Annotated in this window: 21 protein-coding genes and 1 tRNA gene; 4 read left to right on the forward strand and 18 right to left on the reverse strand. The window is 35.2% G+C overall.

The window, feature by feature from the left end:
- Positions 1–52 precede the first annotated feature (52 nt).
- From potD to inhA1, 6 genes are all read right to left on the reverse strand, one after another.
- Positions 53–1102 carry a spermidine/putrescine ABC transporter substrate-binding protein PotD gene (gene potD, locus CER22_RS05595; RefSeq protein ID WP_000772499.1) on the reverse strand — a complete coding sequence of 350 codons (1050 nt, stop codon included), beginning with the start codon at positions 1100–1102 and terminating at the stop codon, positions 53–55.
- Between the two features lie 38 nt (positions 1103–1140).
- Entirely contained in the window at positions 1141–1941 is an 801-nt protein-coding gene (gene potC, locus CER22_RS05600) for a spermidine/putrescine ABC transporter permease PotC (RefSeq protein ID WP_000714201.1), read from the reverse strand.
- Between the two features lie 6 nt (positions 1942–1947).
- Positions 1948–2796, reverse strand: a complete 849-nt coding sequence (gene potB / locus CER22_RS05605) for a spermidine/putrescine ABC transporter permease PotB (RefSeq protein ID WP_000715495.1) — start codon at positions 2794–2796, stop codon at positions 1948–1950.
- Positions 2793–3776: a spermidine/putrescine ABC transporter ATP-binding protein PotA gene (gene potA, locus CER22_RS05610; protein ID WP_000720323.1), complete on the reverse strand. Its 984-nt coding sequence runs from the start codon at positions 3774–3776 to the stop codon at positions 2793–2795. The genes potB and potA overlap by 4 nt, the downstream gene beginning before the upstream one ends.
- 233 nt (positions 3777–4009) lie before the next feature.
- Entirely contained in the window at positions 4010–5377 is a 1368-nt protein-coding gene (locus CER22_RS05615) for an aldehyde dehydrogenase (protein ID WP_060489442.1), read from the reverse strand.
- Positions 5378–5548: 171 nt separating this feature from the next.
- A complete protein-coding gene (gene inhA1, locus CER22_RS05620) occupies positions 5549–7936 on the reverse strand; it encodes a M6 family metalloprotease immune inhibitor InhA1 (protein WP_088608360.1) in 2388 nt (795 codons plus the stop codon).
- A gap of 342 nt (positions 7937–8278) precedes the next feature.
- On the opposite strand from inhA1, the gene CER22_RS05625 reads away from it, so the two are divergent.
- Both CER22_RS05625 and CER22_RS05630 read left to right on the forward strand, forming a co-directional pair.
- Positions 8279–8413, forward strand: a complete 135-nt coding sequence (locus CER22_RS05625; protein WP_088062551.1) for an anti-repressor SinI family protein — start codon at positions 8279–8281, stop codon at positions 8411–8413.
- 79 nt (positions 8414–8492) lie between these two features.
- Positions 8493–8816 (forward strand): helix-turn-helix domain-containing protein, encoded by a 324-nt coding sequence (locus CER22_RS05630; protein WP_088062549.1) that lies wholly within the window; start codon positions 8493–8495, stop codon positions 8814–8816.
- A gap of 73 nt (positions 8817–8889) precedes the next feature.
- On the opposite strand, the gene calY is transcribed toward CER22_RS05630, so the two are convergent.
- The 6 genes from calY to CER22_RS05660 all read right to left on the reverse strand — a co-directional run bounded on the left by calY (position 8890) and on the right by CER22_RS05660 (position 13954).
- On the reverse strand, positions 8890–9483 hold the full coding sequence (gene calY / locus CER22_RS05635; RefSeq protein ID WP_000053730.1) for a biofilm matrix protein CalY: 594 nt from the start codon (positions 9481–9483) through the stop codon (positions 8890–8892).
- A gap of 409 nt (positions 9484–9892) precedes the next feature.
- Positions 9893–10708 carry a DUF4047 domain-containing protein gene (locus CER22_RS05640; RefSeq protein ID WP_088062547.1) on the reverse strand — a complete coding sequence of 272 codons (816 nt, stop codon included), beginning with the start codon at positions 10706–10708 and terminating at the stop codon, positions 9893–9895.
- A 156-nt stretch (positions 10709–10864) separates the two neighbouring features.
- Complete coding sequence (locus tag CER22_RS05645; RefSeq protein ID WP_088062545.1) at positions 10865–11455, reverse strand: TasA family protein; 591 nt, start codon at positions 11453–11455, stop codon at positions 10865–10867.
- Positions 11456–11521: 66 nt separating this feature from the next.
- On the reverse strand, positions 11522–12091 hold the full coding sequence (sipW, locus tag CER22_RS05650; RefSeq protein WP_088062543.1) for a signal peptidase I SipW: 570 nt from the start codon (positions 12089–12091) through the stop codon (positions 11522–11524).
- 193 nt (positions 12092–12284) lie between these two features.
- Complete coding sequence (locus CER22_RS05655) at positions 12285–13571, reverse strand: D-alanyl-D-alanine carboxypeptidase family protein (RefSeq protein ID WP_088062541.1); 1287 nt, start codon at positions 13569–13571, stop codon at positions 12285–12287.
- A 155-nt stretch (positions 13572–13726) separates the two neighbouring features.
- The gene (locus CER22_RS05660) at positions 13727–13954 is read right to left on the reverse strand and encodes a hypothetical protein (protein WP_000251865.1); all 228 of its coding nucleotides are present in this window, start codon (positions 13952–13954) and stop codon (positions 13727–13729) included.
- Between the two features lie 407 nt (positions 13955–14361).
- Here CER22_RS05660 and CER22_RS05665 point away from each other — a divergent pair, with 407 nt between their 5' ends.
- Together CER22_RS05665 and CER22_RS05670 are read left to right on the forward strand one after the other, a co-directional pair.
- Positions 14362–14577 carry a hypothetical protein gene (locus tag CER22_RS05665; RefSeq protein ID WP_048526759.1) on the forward strand — a complete coding sequence of 72 codons (216 nt, stop codon included), beginning with the start codon at positions 14362–14364 and terminating at the stop codon, positions 14575–14577.
- Between the two features lie 179 nt (positions 14578–14756).
- Positions 14757–14829, forward strand: a tRNA-Val gene (locus CER22_RS05670).
- A 62-nt stretch (positions 14830–14891) separates the two neighbouring features.
- On the opposite strand, the gene CER22_RS05675 is transcribed toward CER22_RS05670, so the two are convergent.
- The 6 genes from CER22_RS05675 to CER22_RS05700 all read right to left on the reverse strand — a co-directional run bounded on the left by CER22_RS05675 (position 14892) and on the right by CER22_RS05700 (position 17287).
- The gene (locus CER22_RS05675) at positions 14892–15488 is read right to left on the reverse strand and encodes a hypothetical protein (protein WP_141542783.1); all 597 of its coding nucleotides are present in this window, start codon (positions 15486–15488) and stop codon (positions 14892–14894) included.
- 219 nt (positions 15489–15707) lie between these two features.
- Positions 15708–15974 carry a hypothetical protein gene (locus CER22_RS05680; protein ID WP_142291692.1) on the reverse strand — a complete coding sequence of 89 codons (267 nt, stop codon included), beginning with the start codon at positions 15972–15974 and terminating at the stop codon, positions 15708–15710.
- An 18-nt stretch (positions 15975–15992) separates the two neighbouring features.
- Positions 15993–16352, reverse strand: a complete 360-nt coding sequence (locus tag CER22_RS05685) for a hypothetical protein (RefSeq protein WP_088062537.1) — start codon at positions 16350–16352, stop codon at positions 15993–15995.
- A 134-nt stretch (positions 16353–16486) separates the two neighbouring features.
- The gene (locus CER22_RS05690) at positions 16487–16669 is read right to left on the reverse strand and encodes a DUF3976 domain-containing protein (RefSeq protein WP_001178300.1); all 183 of its coding nucleotides are present in this window, start codon (positions 16667–16669) and stop codon (positions 16487–16489) included.
- Positions 16670–16697: 28 nt separating this feature from the next.
- Positions 16698–17075 carry a permease gene (locus CER22_RS05695; RefSeq protein WP_088062535.1) on the reverse strand — a complete coding sequence of 126 codons (378 nt, stop codon included), beginning with the start codon at positions 17073–17075 and terminating at the stop codon, positions 16698–16700.
- 2 nt (positions 17076–17077) lie between these two features.
- Positions 17078–17287: a helix-turn-helix transcriptional regulator gene (locus tag CER22_RS05700; protein WP_000428506.1), complete on the reverse strand. Its 210-nt coding sequence runs from the start codon at positions 17285–17287 to the stop codon at positions 17078–17080.
- Positions 17288–17642 lie beyond the last annotated feature (355 nt).

A 17642-nucleotide genomic window follows, 5' to 3' on the forward strand; every position in this document is an offset into this window, starting at 1 on the left:
CCTCCTACTATGAAAAAATGCGATTTCTATTTTAGAAACCGCATTTCCTTACTTATTTACCTTTTGTTTTTAACTCTGTCCAGTAACGATCATAGTCTTTTAGCTTATCGTCTACATCAACAAGCCATTCTGTACGATCTAATTCTTCTTTCGTTAAGAAGATCATATGATTATCACGATATTCTTTACTATGAAGAGGATGAGCTTTTTCATTAGGATTACTGTATCCAATTGACTCGTAGTTTTTCACACTTACTTTTTCATCTAATAAGTAGTTCATAAACTTCTCTGCAAGCTCTTTGTTTTTCGCACCTTTTGGAATTGCTAACGTATCAGCCCAAATTGTGCCGCCTTCCTTTGGTACAACGTACTCTACATCTTTATTATCTTTTGCGATAAATGCTGCATCTCCAGACCAAACTGTTCCGATCCAAGCATCTTCTGTAATGAATTTTTGTTTAATATTATCTGTATCAAATGCTAATAAGTTTGGAAGCAGCTTCTTTAAATCATCTGCTGCTGTCTTTAACTGTGTATCGTCTTTCGTGCTGTTTGAGAATCCATGCTTCTTAAGACCCATACCTAATACTTCACGAGAATCATTTAATAAAGTTACATGCCCTTTATATTTCTCATTCCATAGGTCAGCCCAGCTTGTAGGAGCTTCTTTCACATACTTTTTATTGTATGCAATACCTGTTACGCCCCAAGTATATACTAAAGAATATTTATTCTCTGGATCAAACGCCGGTGTTTTGAAGTTAGAAACCATATTTTCGATATTCGGGATATTCTTTTTGTCTAACGGCGCTAATAAATCCATTTTCGCCATTGTTTTAACCATGTAATCAGACGGCTGAATTAAATCATACTTCGCGCCACCTGCTTGTAATTTCGCAAGCATTTCTTCATTACTTGCATACTTATCATAGTTAATTTTCACGTTATATTTCTTTTCAAAATCTCTTAGCACTTGCTCATCAAAATTGTCAGCCCAGCTATAAATGTTTAACTCTTCTTTCTTTTCACCACAACCAGCAAGTACACCAGCAACAAGGCTAAAGCTAATTGCTGCGCCGGCTAATCTTTTCATTAATTTCATCGGTTTATTACCTCCTCGTACTTTCTATATCGTTCGTATTATAAAGGAAGGTGTCCTCCAGAGTTTTCTTCACCATCTGCACCTTTGTTACGGAAGATTTCAGATAGAACCATTAATCCTACGATAGCCACAATTAAAATTGTAGAAAGTGCATTAATTTCTGGTGATACTCCGCGCTTAACCATACTGTAAATGTATAATGGCAATGTTGTTGATCCTGGTCCTGATACGAAGAAACTAATTACAAAATCATCAATTGATAATGTGAATGTTAATAATGCGGCTGAAATAACCCCTGGTGCAATTGCTGGGAACGTTACATAACGAAACGTTTGCCACGGCGTTGCTCCTAAATCATTCGCAGCCTCTTCTAAATCACGTCCCATACCAGAAAGACGCGCTGCTAAAATAACGACAACAAATGAAATACTAAATGTAATGTGCGCAATAATAATTGTTGTTTTGCCAAGTTCCATACCTAATTGACTAAATAAGATAAGTAAAGATAATCCCATTAAAATATCAGGAATTAAAATTGGTAAATACACAAGACCGTTAATAGCCCCTTCATAACGATATTTATAACGATGTAATGCAATCGCGAAAATCACACCAAGAACTGTCGTTACAACCGTCGTTACGATCGCAATCGTCATACTATTTACAAACGCATCAATAACATCTTGCTTTTGAAATAAATCTGTATACCAATGGAATGTAAAACCTTCCCATTCCGCATTAATGCGAGAATCATTGAAGGAATATACCATTAAAACCATCATTGGAAAATACAAGAACAATAAAATTAACCAAGAATAAGAAACTAAAAACTTCTTCATCTTTGCCTATTCCCCTCCGTTCCCATCATATTTATATACTTTCGTTGCACGATAATATAAGTAAATTAACAGAACAGAGAATAGAACAACAATCATAGATAACGCAGATCCAAACGGCCAGTCACGCGCTCCTAAGAATTGATTTTGAATTACGTTTCCGATTAACGCTACTTTCGATCCACCCATAACGTCTGATACAACAAACATTCCGATAGAAGAAACAAACACTAAAATAGAACCAGTAGCAATCCCTGACATCGTCATTGGTACTGTTACATTCCAAAATGCCTTTGCTGGTGTTGCTCCTAAATCATAAGCTGCTTCTAGCTTACGCTTATCAAGCTGCTCAATCGCTGCATACACCGGTAAAATCATAAATGGTAATAAAGAATAGACCATTCCGAGTATTACAGAAGGTGTGTTATATAGTAAATTTAAAGGTTCACTTATAATACCTAGTTTCAATAGCAATGTGTTTACAAGACCTTGTGAACGTAAAATAACAATCCATGCGTATGAACGAACAAGGAAGTTAATCCAAAACGGGATCGTTGCCAATAATAAAAGAATTGAACGGTATTTGCGATCAACAATTGTAATTGTATAAGCAAATGGATAACCAATTACTAAACAGATTACTGTTGTAATAACTGCAATCTTAACAGTTTCCCATAACGTTCCCATGTATAGTGGATCAAACACACGAGCTATATTCTCTAACGTAAATTGCATTTCAACTGTCCCATATGCCCCGCGCTGCATAAAGGCAAATGCCAATACAAACAGAAGGGGAATTAGGAAGAAGATTAACAGCCACGCGACTGTCGGTAGTGCGAGTAATTTCCCTTTTTTCAATTTAAGGTCACCTCGTCCTCTTGCTCCCAGCCTACGTATACATTATCTCCAATGCTCCACTGCGCTGCTTCTTCAGCAGTTTGATATGCCATTAGTAATTCTGATGTTTTCTCGTCACGTACATACAGCTTTTCCATATTTCCAACAAACTCAACGTCTTCAATATGTCCAAGATGGTATTCTTTTAAAATCGGCTCTTCAACCGAACGTACTTTTACGTTTTCAGGGCGAATTGCTACATAGCCTTCCCCGTTTTTCACAATATTATTTTCACCGATAAATGTCGCAACGAACATTGTTTTCGGCTTATTGTAAATTTCTTTCGGCGTTCCAATTTGTTCAATATGTCCTTTATTCATAACGACAATACGATCACTCATGCTCATCGCTTCTTCTTGATCGTGCGTTACGTATATGAATGTAATTCCTAAATTACGTTGTAAGTTTTTCAATTCACGTTGCAAATCTTTTCTTAACTTAAAGTCTAACGCCCCAAGTGGCTCATCTAGTAATAATACACGCGGGTTATTTACAATCGCTCTCGCAATTGCTACACGCTGCTGCTGTCCACCAGAAAGCTTTGCAGGTTTACGATTACGGAACTCAAGTAACTGCGTTAAACGCATTGCCTCTTCAGCACGCTCTTTCTGCTCTGCTGCCGGTACTTTCTGCATTTTCATACCGAAACAAATATTTTTCTCCACATTCATATGTGGGAATAGCGCATAATGTTGGAACACTAAGTTCATATGACGCTTATATGGTGGCAAATCGTTAATCTTTTCATCATCTAATAAAAGATTCCCTTTAGTTGGCGTTTCAAAGCCTGCGATCATGCGAAGTAACGTTGTTTTCCCGCAACCACTCGGCCCTAAAATCGTTAAAAATTCCCCTTCTTTAATGTCTAAAGAAAGAGGTGGGATAATCACTTGATTTCCAAAATGTTTTTCTACTGCTTCAACTTTAATAATCTTTTTCATTTTCCCGTCCTATCTACCTTAAATTTTAATTTTTATATTCATGAATAAATATTTATGTTCTATAGACTATTTTTTGTTTCGATCCAAACAAAAATGGTTGTTTAGCGTTCTCTTCTATTCTTTATGTAGTATGTTTGATTCATTTTTGCATGATACATATGTCGAACAGAAAAACCCCTTCCATTACGAAGGGGCTATTATCATACGGCTACGCCTACTGATAAACACCATCATCATTTTAACAACTTTCGTATGAATTTTAAAGCACTTTTTGTAGAAGAGTAACGAATTTTCATATCGAATGCCGTAGATTGGGCTAAAATGCTTTTATAATGTGAAAAAGTCCGAAAACTTTCTTCCCCATGATAACTACCTAATCCACTACTTCCAACACCACCAAAAGGTAAATATGGCGTTGCAAGATGATAGACAACATCATTAATACAGCCCCCGCCATATGAAATATTACTTGTCACTTTCTTTTGTACTTCTTTATCCTCAGAAAATACATATAACGCTAATGGCTTCGGATGTTGCTGAATTGTTCCAATTACCTCTTCTATGTTGTCGTATTCTACAATTGGTAAGATCGGACCAAAAATTTCATCTTCCATAACAGTACTTTGCCATGTAACATTTGTTAACACTGTTGGTTCTATATGTAAAGTTTCTTTTTTATAGTTCCCGCCGATTACCGTTTTACCATCTTTCAAAAATGAACATAAACGTTCAAAATGACGTTCAGTCACAATTCGTACATAATTGTCATTGTTTAGTGGATCTTTTCCATACTGCTCCGCAATTTCGTGTCGTAATGCCTCGATTAACTGTTCTTTCACCGAAGCATGCACATACATATAATCAGGCGCTACACACGTTTGCCCTGCATTTAAAAACTTACCCCAAACAATTCGTCTTGCTGTTACATCTATTTTTGCATCTTTATGTACAATACATGGGCTTTTTCCCCCAAGTTCTAACGTGAGTGGCGTCAACCGTTTCGCTGCTGCTTCCATCACAACTTTTCCAACACCGACACTACCTGTAAAGAAAATATAATCAAACGGTTCCTTTAACAATTCCGTACTCTTTTCTACACCGCCTTCTACTACCGCTACAAGCTCTTCTTGGAATAATTCCTCTAACATCCTCGTAAGTACTTTGGAAACGTTTGGCGTTAACTCTGACGGCTTTAAAACAATTGTATTTCCAGCCGCCAACGCTCCTACAAGAGGTGCAATTGCTAATTGAAACGGATAGTTCCACGGTGCAATAATAAGTGTCACACCGTACGGTTCAGGAACTACTTTCCCCTTTGATCCAAAATGAGTGAGTGCTGTTCGAACCCGCTTCGGTTTACTCCACGATGAAATATGCTTCAATTGAAAGGAAATTTCTTTTAATACATATCCAACTTCCGTTGTAAACGACTCATGAACTGACTTATTTAAATCTAATTTCAATGCCTGAAATATTTCTTCTTCAAAACGCTGAATGCCTTCATAAAGCTTCTTCAAATTATTCTTTCTCACTTCTACACTTCTCGTATGGCCATTATAAAAATATGCTTTTTGTTTATTTACAATAGAAGAAACACTCATTCATTCACCTTCTCCCACTATTTTTATCCAATTCTTTCATTATTTATATAGACTTCATATATAATAAATTTCTATTCGTAAAGTTACATTATATATAATTTCTTCTTGCATATAAAATTCATTGCTCACAAAAAAACTACCGAAAGAAAATCTTTCGGTAGTTTTACTGTATTAACGATATAAACGAACAGCACCAGCAGAATTATCATCAGCTTGTCCTACTACTTCAAACTTCAGGCCAAGATTCGGTAAAATACGTCCTGCATCTGGAATCTGTTTATTAATATACGTTTTCGAATCATCAAACTTCGGTACGCCTGCTAAGCCATTATACGTATACGTTCCGCGCGTTGGAGATACAACTTTCCAAGCTGGCGTTTTATCAAATGAGAACGCCGCATCAGCGATTTGGAATCGTGTACTACTTGCTACTGTTGGTTTACCATTTAAAGTTCCAACAATTGCTTCTGGATGAGAATCAACTACGCCAAGGAAACCATGTCCTGGATGTAAACCAACCCAGTTATCTGTATAAGCTGAGTCTGCATACCATACAACCATACCTGTGTTGTATTCTGGACCGCGAGCATATTTCAATGCGTTATCCGAACCAGCATAGTTTCTCCACTCTACATAATAGTTATGTTTTTTCTTCTCTGTTCCATTAGATACAGCGAATCCATCTAATTTGAACTGCGGTGTACCTTCTGCATCATCAGAGAATACTACTTTACCGTCTACATTTAGTGATGCATTATCAAGTAGGAAACCGTTTAATGCTAAACCACCATCTGTAATGTACTCAAATGTTAATTTTACTTTCTTACCTTTGAATTGGCTTAAATCGTATGATTTGTCAATCCATTTTCCATTTGTTGAATGTGCATTTCCACTATTTTCTTTCTCACCCAGTTTTTCGATTAATGTTTGCTGACCATCTTCTGTTACAGCATGTACTTCAAGGAAATCATACTCTGCTTCAATTTCATACAATGACTTGAAATCAAATTTCGCAGTCGTTGCATTTGTTAAATCGAACAGTGGCGTCTCCATTTTTGTGTGAAGATTGTCACCTTTTGTGCTGTAGTAATACTGCTTACCAAATGCTGGAGCAATTGTTTTTATATCTTTATCTGGCAAGTTAACACGAATCATACCTGGGCGGTTAGATTTCGTAACACTTTGGTCCAAATATGTTGCTAGACCGATACCTTTATTTAATTTCTCGTAATCTACTTCTACGATATTTGCCCAGTTACCACCGATTGTTTTTTGGAAAAACTCTTTATTTTGTGGTGAGAAACTCGTTGGCGTTGTTCCTGCAATGTTACCAGCCCAGCTTCCGCCACTCATAACAGACCAAGCTTGAATTGGTTCACCGTCACCAGTATAGTCTGTATCATACTCATCTGGAAGACCTAAATCATGACCATATTCATGTGCGAATACACCAACTGCGCCATCTTCTGGTTCAATTGTGTAGTCGAATGCCGCGATCTTTCCCCCCCAATATGGAACTTTCGCTTGTGTGCCTTCAATTGGGAATGGTTTTGGTCCAACAGTCCAGCGATGTGACCAAATTGCATCGTCACCTAATTTACCGCCGCCTGCTTCTTGTCCAACACCCGCATGGATAATCATTAAGTGATCAATTAAACCGTCCGGTTGTTTTTGATTTCCATCGCCATTTACATCATATTGATCGAATTGGTCAAACTCTGATAAATCAATACCGCTATCTACAGCTGCTTTTAATGCATCTTTTACTAAATCACGTGGTCCTTTTGGTCCTTTATTATCATGACCTGTCGCACCATCTGCACCGTAATCAGCAGCTTTACCAGGAACTGTTAACCATTTTGTAACTGTTCCGTCTACTGTATAACTACCGCCAGATTGCTCTTCGTAATATTGTTTAAACGTTTCGATTTTGCTGCCATCCTCTAATGCGAATGGCTCATTACCGAATAACATTTTTTCATAATGTTCTTTGTTAAAATCGTCAGTATACATATAACCAGGTTCTTTATCGATATTGTTATGTTTAAAGTCAGCGTACTCTACAAGTAAAACGAGTACTTTATCTTTACGAACTTCACCGTTATATTCTTTTCCCTTTGCTGGAGAAGTTGGTACTTTACCATTTAGACCACCCTTAACTGGGCCTGTCGCTGCAGGTGTTCCTGTTGCTGGTTTGTCTAACTTTTCTTTCGTATCAGCTTTCGCATCTTTCACTTTCTTTAAAAAGTCAGATGCTTCTTTTGTAAGTGGGTCCCCATTTGATACTTCTTTCCCAGGATTTTCACCCTTTTTGTTCTCTACGTATTTTTCGACGGCTTTCTTTGTTTCTGTCTCTGAAGCCTTCGAATCAATTACCCCACGGTTTTTTAGCGCATTTGCTAAACGTTCTTCTGGAATTAAATGATCATCGACTGGACTCGTAGCTGTCTTATTCACAGGTGTTTCAGCATATGCAGACTGGCCACCCGCCCCGAATGAAAGACCTAACACAGCTGTCAAAGCGATTGATGACAAAACTTTGAACGGTTTCTTGTTCATCCCTTATTTCCTCCCCTAATAAAAAATATGTATTACAAATTGAATTTTATTAAAAATTCAATATTTTTTCAATATTTAGTTATATTATGTAATTTTTTTAACATATTTGTAAAAATTCCATAGTTAGCATACGAATATATCACAATTCAACAATGTTTTCTGAAAATATTGAAAATATTTGTCAGAAACTTTATAATCGCCATAGAGGGAATTTAATGGGGATTTTATCTTTGTTTTATCTACAAAATATTTGATAATTCACTATATAAAACACAAAATGCGATTGCATTATCATATATTCTGTAGCAGCAGTTATGACCGATAATTAGGGAGGAATTACATTTGTACAAAGATAAGACTGACGCACTGGACCAAGAATGGATTGATTTAATACTTGAAGCTCTAGACGCTGGTATCGCCCTGCAAGATATCGAACATTTTTTAAGACGTATGAAGCCATCCAGTCAGGCTCAATAGCCTTGTTCTTTTTAACGAAGTTTATGTTATAATAATGACATCATAAGACGACTACATATTGATAGAAAGGTGCGCAAATATGATTGGAGAACGTATAAAACGCCTTCGCTTACAAAAAGGTATTTCATTAACTGAACTTGCCGAAAAAGCTGGTGTTGCTAAATCTTACATTAGTTCTATAGAGCGAAATTTACAAAAAAACCCTTCCATTCAGTTTCTTGAAAAGATCGCAGCAGTTCTACAAATTCCAGTTGATACTTTACTTCATGATGAAACAACAAAGGAAACTAACCTAGACTCCGAATGGACACAGCTTGTTAAAGATGCAATGAACTCTGGTGTCTCCAAAGAACAATTTCGTGAATTTCTTGAATTTACAAAATGGAAGCACGATCAAAAATAATAATAGAAAGAAGTGCTAACAACCAGCACTTCTTTTTCTTTATAAAAAAAAGCGGGGGATACCCGCTTTTTTATTATTTTTCTTCGCCAGCTTCTTGGTTAGCATTGAATGTCCATTCTAAATTCAATGAATCACCTTGGAAGATATTTTGGTCTTTTCCATCATCTACAAATTCAAATTGTACCCATAAATAATCCTCTGTACCAGCTTCTAATCCACCCTTTTCTCCCCACTCAGGAGCAAAGATGTCTTTAGCTAAAAGATCTGGATCAGTTTTTTGTAAATCAGCTAAAGTTGTTTCATATACAGGCTCACTTTGTTTATCCCAGTTCCAAAGGAATTTCACTTTAACGTGCTTACCAAAGTCTTCACCAGCATTATCACCTTTTGCATCTTTCACAGTATACTTTGTTGCTAGTTTAACGTCTTTAATTGTTAATGAACCGCTATTCTTTAATAAGAACTCTTTCTTAACAGAATCCCCTGGTTTTAAATCTTTAATATCTACAAGCGTTTTAGGGTCTAATGTAAGATCTAACGTCCCAGCTGCAAATGTATTATTTGATACTTCTTTATCGCTAAAGTATGCAAACGTTCCTCCACCAATTAAAGATAACCCCAGTGCCGCTGATGCAACTCCCATACCTAATTTCTTTTTCAGACTCACAATCAATTCCCCCTAGCTGTTTTTTATATTTTTCCCCCTATAATTTTTCAATAAGGGACATAAAGAAAACTATATTAGCTTAGCTAATATTCGTTCTCTTTTAAAAACCTTAAGTTCATTATAACGAACAACTCTATATAAATACAACATTTTTTTATTAGTATTTTCAGTTATTTTTATTTCTCAATATCATTTTAAATTTTCGGAAATTTGTTGAGAAACAAAGAAAAACGTAATTAATTTTCACTATCTATACTAATTAGTATCTTTCACCATCATGCTGCCAACCAGTTTTCTCGTATATGACGTGTATTGTTAAAATAAAGAAGACACGCCGAATAGGTGAGTCGCAATGCTCTCTCACCTATTCGGCTTTATAACCTCTATTCGCTCTGAAAAGTTGCTGTATTTACTTGCTATCTTTATTTTTCTGTTCTTCTTGTTTCTTCTCTTCTAGTTTTTTCGCCTCTTCTTGCTTCTTACTCTCTTCTAGTTTTTTCGCTTCTTCTTGCTTCTTACTCTCTTCTAGTTTTTTCGCTTCTTCTTGCTTTTTACTCTCTTCTTGCTTTTTCGCTTCTTCTTGTTTCTTACTCTCTTCTAGTTTTTTCGCTTCTTCTTGCTTTTTACTCTCTTCTTGCTTTTTCGCTTCTTCTTGTTTCTTAGCCTCACTTACTTGTTTTGCTGTTTCCTCTACTAGTAATTTCTCAAAATCTTGAATTTGTTTATCAATCACCTGTAACTTTACCTCTTTATCAACATACTCACAATTGTCTTTCACTATATGAAAACCAGCATTCACATATGAGAATACTGGCTTATTCGATTCGCTTTTATTTCCTTTTAACTCTTCTTGCACTTGATTATAAGGACCCTCTATTGATACATATACTTTTTGTAACAATTCTCTTTCCGCAACTATTTTCTCACGCCCTTGCTTCCACGTAGCAAGCACCTGCTCTAACTCTTGAATGGAAGTAAAGGTTAATTTCAATTTCATCCCTTCATACTCACGCAAAATAACTTCCTTATGTTGCTTAGCTTGTTCTGTTAATTGATCAACTGTTTTTGGAAAAATACTTGCTGTAGAAATAGTAGCCTCAACTTTCGTTTCATGAATGAAAGCTGCTTCTGTATAAGTCATCATTTGAGAGCCTAAATAAAAAGTAATAGAACACAAACATGGCAATATAAGCATCCTTTTGAATTTGCGAGGTGGCTTCAGCATTTTAATCTCTCCTATCGAACAACTTGTTCTTTATCAAGAACTATACCTTTATTATAATAAAGTGAATTATAAAATGATATAAGAAATTATGTTTCTTTGTACATTTCACTTTTATCATAAAAAGAGACTATCATTTTTGATAGTCTCTTTTTATGATTACTTTTTCTCCACTCCATCGCCTTGTTGTGCTTCAAATGTCCATTTTAATTGCAGTTTGTCGCCTTGGAATTCATTTTGAGGTTCATTTTTATTAATAAAGTGGAATTTCACTTTAAATGAATCATTAGTTCCTGCTTTAATACCTTTCTCAGGCCATAACCAACTTACTAAATCATTTTCTGCAGCAGTCATTGTTTTACTCTTCAACTCTTTCAATGTCATTCTCTTAATTACTTCATCTTTTTTATCTATATTTTTCAAGAAAACTACTTCAATGTCTTCACCAAAGTCTTTCTTATTATCTTTCTTCACATCTTCTACATCATACTCCGTATTTAATAGTACTTTTTTAATATCTAGTGTACCTTTATTCTCCAATTTAAATTCTTTTTCAATTGTATCACCTGGTTTTAAATTATCCACTTTCACAATTGTTGATGGGTTCAGCGCTAAATCAAGTGTTCCAGACGCAAATGTATTATTTGACACTTCTTTATCGCTAAAGTATGCAAATGTTCCTCCGCCAACTAATGCAGCGCCTAATACCGCTGATGCGATACCCATTCCTAATTTTTTCTTTAAAGTCATGTCCATATCCCCTTAATATATATATATATTTGTTAACTTCCTAAACGGAAAGTATAACCAAACGAACTAGACGGATTGTTCTACTTTTTTATCTTTCTTTTCTCCGTCAATGCTACGAATAGCGCCAAAAATAGAAATTGCGGAATAGCCAAGTAAAAAGACTCCAGGAATAATGAGAAGTAATGCTGCTCCCGCTTTTGAACTCGCATAATTCAGTCCATAACCAACGTATGGAACTGTAATATCTGCATACTTTCCAATTACATTCTCTGCAAGTACTGGTGCTAAATCTGGTCCGTTGTTGTTATCCCCTTTTGTTTCATACATTACTTTTCCATTTGTATCTTTCACACCGATAATACGGTGAGTGATAATTTTGTCATCTTTCTCTTTAAACGTAATAACATCGCCTTTTTGATATTTAGAACCATCTTTCGTCGGTTCTATCGCAATGATTGATCCTGTTAAAAATGTCGGTTCCATCGATCCTGATAACACTGATTTAAATTGATATCCCATCACTGTTGGATCCCCACCGCTCGCTTTTGAAGAAATAACTACAAAAGCTAAGCAAATCATCAATGCAAATAAAACAAATGAGATAACGTTGCTAATCACCTTCCAAATTAATTTCATCGTTTCTCTCCCTCTCCGTTGTTTTATATTATTTGAAGTATGCAATATTCACTCTTGTTCTTTAACAAGAACACAAGTAAATAATATAACGAACAAAACAGAAATGCAATAATAAAATTTACAATTATTAGTTATTTTTAATATATAAAAAAAGACTGTGACAAAGTCTCTTCACAGCCTTTTAATTAGTAATTTATTTTTCTTCTGATTTCATTCTTGTTGTATTTCGGCGTAGCACTACAAATAAAATAGCTCCAAATAATAGAGCGGCACCTATCCCAATGCTTATTATTTTCACATTTGATTCGTTTACTTCAGGCGTAGCCGTATCTTTTTTAGGCATCGCAAAAGTAACATCTTCTTTAGAAAGAACATTTATCGTCGCAATTGTTTGATTATTTTTCGTGATGTCAACTGCACCAACTACCTCACCACGATGAATTCCTTTATGATACAAAGAATCTTTATCTAATGAAGCCGCACGGAAAATCGTCCTCACATTTTTACCTTCATCTTTCTTAAGCATAAGCTCTGCACTTTTTTCAAGCTCGCTATCAATATCTTTATTTAAATACGTTGCCTTTTGATGCCAGCTATGTTTATCTAATACAGTTTGCTTCACAAATTGACCGAAAGAATAGTCCGCCATCTGCTTCAAATCTTCATAAATTTCAGGTCTTTGGGAAGCCATTACTACATTTATAATGCGATTGCCATCCTTCTCATTTAATAGAACGAGTGTATTACGCGCTTCATTTGTAAAACCTGTCTTCCCGCCAATACTATATGGATTTTCAAAATAATTAGACTTATTAAAAATAGAAACTGTTTGCGTAGATGTCGTAACCGTCGTTCTTTTCGTATTCATCGCTTGTAAAATTTCAGGATACTTTTGCACACCTCTCGTAATCATGGCCATATCATATGGCGTCGTATAATGATTTGGATCATGCAATCCATTTGGCGTTACAAAGTGACTATCTGTAGCCCCTAATTGCTTTGCTTTCTCATTCATCATATGAGCGAAATTCTCAACATTTCCGCCAATACGCTCCGCAATCGCATACGACACATCATTTGCACTCAGCACCATTAAAATCATAAGCGCAGTATTTCTATTAATCGTCTCACCAGGTTGAAATTCAATTTGATAATTACTCTTCTCTTGATCTAATGCTAATTGTGAAAACGTAAATTGATCCTCTGGCTTCGTATGCTCCATAAGTAAAATCGCTGTTAACACTTTCGTCATACTAGCTGGAAATGCACGATGATGTGCGTTTTTGTTATACAAAACATCTCCAGTTTTCCCATCAATCGTAGCTGCAAACTGACTAAAAACATTTGGTCCTTCCGCAGGTGGTGGTGCCACTTGTTCTGGATTCACTCCAACATTCGTCTCAGCACGTAACGTCATAGGTGTCAAAAAAAATAAACAAATAACGGTAACAAAAGCCAAAATTTTCTTAAAGTTTACCATATGACTCTCCCTTTTCACTATACTCTCACAGCTTAAAAACTGAATCTACCAATCTATATGTGAATTGTATTAAATTGGAAGAACATTCACTGTTTTTTACTATATCATACTTTTACGATAAAGAACATAAATATACAATAAAAAATAAGAAGGAATTATTCTTTCTTATCCTTCTCATCAATCAATGAATCTATTAAATTTTGACTAGCTTCCTCGGGTGTAATCTCATCTGTCATCCCCATAAACGACCAGCCTTTAGAATCGACCCACTCAACAAACTCTTGTAAAAACTCATCATGTGTAACATCCACATCAAGAATCGAGCCATTAATCGAAATCGTTCTATTTCTAGATACGCGCATCTTGAACGTTTTCCTTACCATTACAATAATTCTCCCTCTACTACTGAATATTTATAAAGTGAAACTTTAATCAGCCTTCACCAATCGGGCTTTTACGAGCAGCCTGCCACCACCTAACTTCTTTGCTTTCGCTAAATTTTGAGGTGGGGATCTTACCGTCCGCAAATAGCGGGGTAAAATAATCTTGTATCTCTGTTATACATGATTTTAAGTAAATTGTAAAAAGGATATATTGGCCAATTTGCATATTGAAGCTGAAAATCTATCATCCTGCAAAAACATGAAACGATATGTAATTGATCATAAATGACTAAATAAATCCACATAAAAAAACAAAACAACTTACATTTTATCACACCAAATACAAATGACTTCAGTACAATAAAATGGAATATACTAGAAGAAGACTTAAAATGAGGAGGAACTCTATGGCGCGTTGTACGTATTGTAAAACGAAGTGGACAATAAAAGATGTATGGTCAATACTCGTGACATTTGAAAAAGATTGCCCGTATTGTTTTGGAAGGCAGTATCTATCAAATGACACCTTTCATCATGCTAATGCCGCTCTACCTTTATTATTCTTATGTCCTTTACTTGTTGATTTAAGCGATGAAAACCCTTTGGATAAATACATTAAATAATATGACCGCTACATTCTACTAAGTCTTCTTCTCATCATTATCCCTTCAGACACTACTCGCATAATTGCATATGATTTCCCTTTTAAAACTTACTATAAAAATATTGCAAAATTTCAGTTAATTATATATAATTGCTTTAGCATAAAGATTAAAGATGCTGTTACATACGCATTTTTGAAGATCCCGTAGCTCAGCAGGGAGAGCGCCACCTTGACAGGGTGGAGGTCGTGAGTTCGAGCCTCTCCGGGGTCATAAAAAAGAGAAACCGTATCAACCTTCTACGTGATATGGTTTCTCTTTTTTATCTAAATCAATCACTTCCCACGAAACATCTTCTCCAAAGACTTCGCATTAGCAAACAATACTTCTTTCAAGTTATCATCTGCAACGATTTTATAGTCGCCATCTTTGTTTTTCTTTAAGTTCAATGTAACTTCGCGAGTTGCCATGATTGCATCTTTATCTGATAAGTGTTTGACGATTGCTGATGTCATCGTTTTTTCGATTGCTTTTTCAGATTGCTCTTTGTCTTCGCTAAAAGCGCTAGCGAAGGCCATTGGCATAACTTCTCCCACTGCTTTTGTTACAGCAACGGATAGATCAGCAGATGTAATTTTCACTTTCACTTCTGCTTTGTCATCCTTTTTCGATACTTCTTCTAGCTTTTCAAATTTAAAGTTTTTCGTAATTGCACTCAGCATTGCTTTTGCCTCAGCATCATCTGTTTTTTCATTTAGTTTGTTAAATTCCTTGTCACTCTCAACAAATGTACGAGCCTTTTCTATATCACCTTTTTGTATCGCTGTTAAAAATTCTTCTGTCGTATCTTTCGGATTTGCACACCCTGCTAAAACACCTACTGTTAATCCTACTACCATCATTAACAGTAATAGTTTCTTTATCTTTTGCACGCTCATTCTCCTCTTATCTTTTCTAGTAAGTCAGCATTATATAATAGTATGAAACTGACATTACAAACATTTTTTAGTATAGCATTTATATGAGTCATTCGTGTCTATTTTTTCAAACGTCCCCTCTTTCCATCTCATAACGCCCACTACTCTCTATTAAAAATTTATTTCCTCATTATAAATAGCAAAATTAAAACCAGCAACTTTAAGGTTGCTGGCTTATCTCTTATTCATATTCGAAAAAACAATAACAATTGCTCCGAACACATAATGACCCGCTACCATCCACACGCTCCGATCGAGGATCATAAGTGATAACCAAAGCGATATATTAATAGCAGCAAATAATACATATAAAATGAAGTCTCTCTTTTGTAGCGCTTCTCGATTCATCAAAATATAAATTGCGCCGATTGGCGGAAGGATGAAGCAAAGGAAAAAAACAAACATTTTTCTTAACGACCATGGATAAGTTACTGTCTGCATATGAGTCCCCTTTTCACTTTATAGTACATGTAACATCGGTCTTACTACTCTATATTCGTCACTATAAGGCTCCTTTATGATTAAAGATGAGTGAGGATTTTTTTCTTCCTCTATCATTGTGAATACTTCTGTTTTTTCTTGTACTATGTTGGATTCACTGTTTTTAGTAGGTTTTTTACTTGTTTCAATTTTCTTCGTTACTTCTCCGAGCCTTTGTCCAACTTTTTCAGCTTCGGCAGGTTCATTCGTAACATAGTATTCTTGGTGCTCCCATACTAACATAGGTGGCACTTGTTCTCGTTTGTTACATATTATATAAGTAATACTAGCTATAAGTAGTAGGCATGTTAATAAAAAGAAGATAGTTTTTTTATTCATATACTATGCTCCCTGTCTATCATTTTATTAAATTATATAATATCCATTATATGTAGTAAATGGATGTCGTGGGAATTTTCGGATTTTACATCAAAAAGAAAAACCTTACTACAGTAAGGTTCCATTTTTATATTCTATAGTGATTGATTTATTAAAACGATCATTACGATAATCGCTATAAACATAACGACTAAACAGCCGATCATTTTATAAAAGCCTCTTTTCGTTAACGTCCCACCTTGAACGTCTTTTCGAATAAATAAGAATACGGCTAAAAATAATACAAGTCCAATGCCAAAAGCATACATCATTTGCATATGTTAATCTTCCTTTCTCTCTTCCATCTTAATATCTTTTCGATAAAACAACAAATGAGATAAAAACTGTACTCATCGTAAGTGCCATAAGTATGTTTAATAGTTCAACCGCAGATAGTGTAATTACGTGTAGATTTAAACCGAAAGAGAAAAGAAGGTAATATGCCGTTAGCGCAAAAAAGCTGAAGAACATTCCTTTATAACGAATAAGTTTCATTCGCTCATCTTTTTCTTTAAATTGCGGGTGTAAGTAACTTAAGCAGAAACACATAATCATCATCGTAAGTACTGTATACGTTGGAGCCGGTGGTGCGGAATGCGTCATTATGCCCGCTAATACCATGGTTCCACTCATAATAAAGAAAATAATTCCCATAATTAAAAAGTACTTTTGTGAATAATTCATCCCTATTCCCCCTCTTCTTTTCCTTCATAAATAAATACATGTTCTATCGTTGTCTGAAATGTTTTTGCTATTTCAAATGCTAACGGAAGTGATGGATCATATTTTCCCTTTTCAATTGAAATGATGGTTTGCCTGGAAACTCCAAGTTTCTCAGCCAATTTTTCTTGAGATAGTCCAAATTTTTTTCGGTATTCAACCATTTTATTTTCCAAGGAAATTTCTCCCTCCTTCCTTACAGTGAGTATATATGTAAAGCATCCTTTACGTCAAGTTTCCTTTACATGCATTTTAGTTTGTTTCACTCTATTTACATAGAAGAAACTTTTCAATTTCAGCACGTCTATTTTGAAATGAAACGCGGAACACTGTAAATAATTGTTACTATATCTTCTCCTCTCTATTTTTTAAATTTAATATCTCCCTATTTGTTTTATCCTTTTAAAATATTTCATTCATCTCTTTATTCCACGAAATGCGTTATTGGTTTTACGGTGTTTTTCGTCATATTTATAGAAACTAACTGTTTATGAAGCATTTTTTATGTTTAGCAACTTTTTTTGTAGAAAT

Origin of the sequence: Bacillus sp. K2I17 (assembly GCF_002209985.1) — a bacterium.
Classification (GTDB): domain Bacteria; phylum Bacillota; class Bacilli; order Bacillales; family Bacillaceae_G; genus Bacillus_A; species Bacillus_A wiedmannii.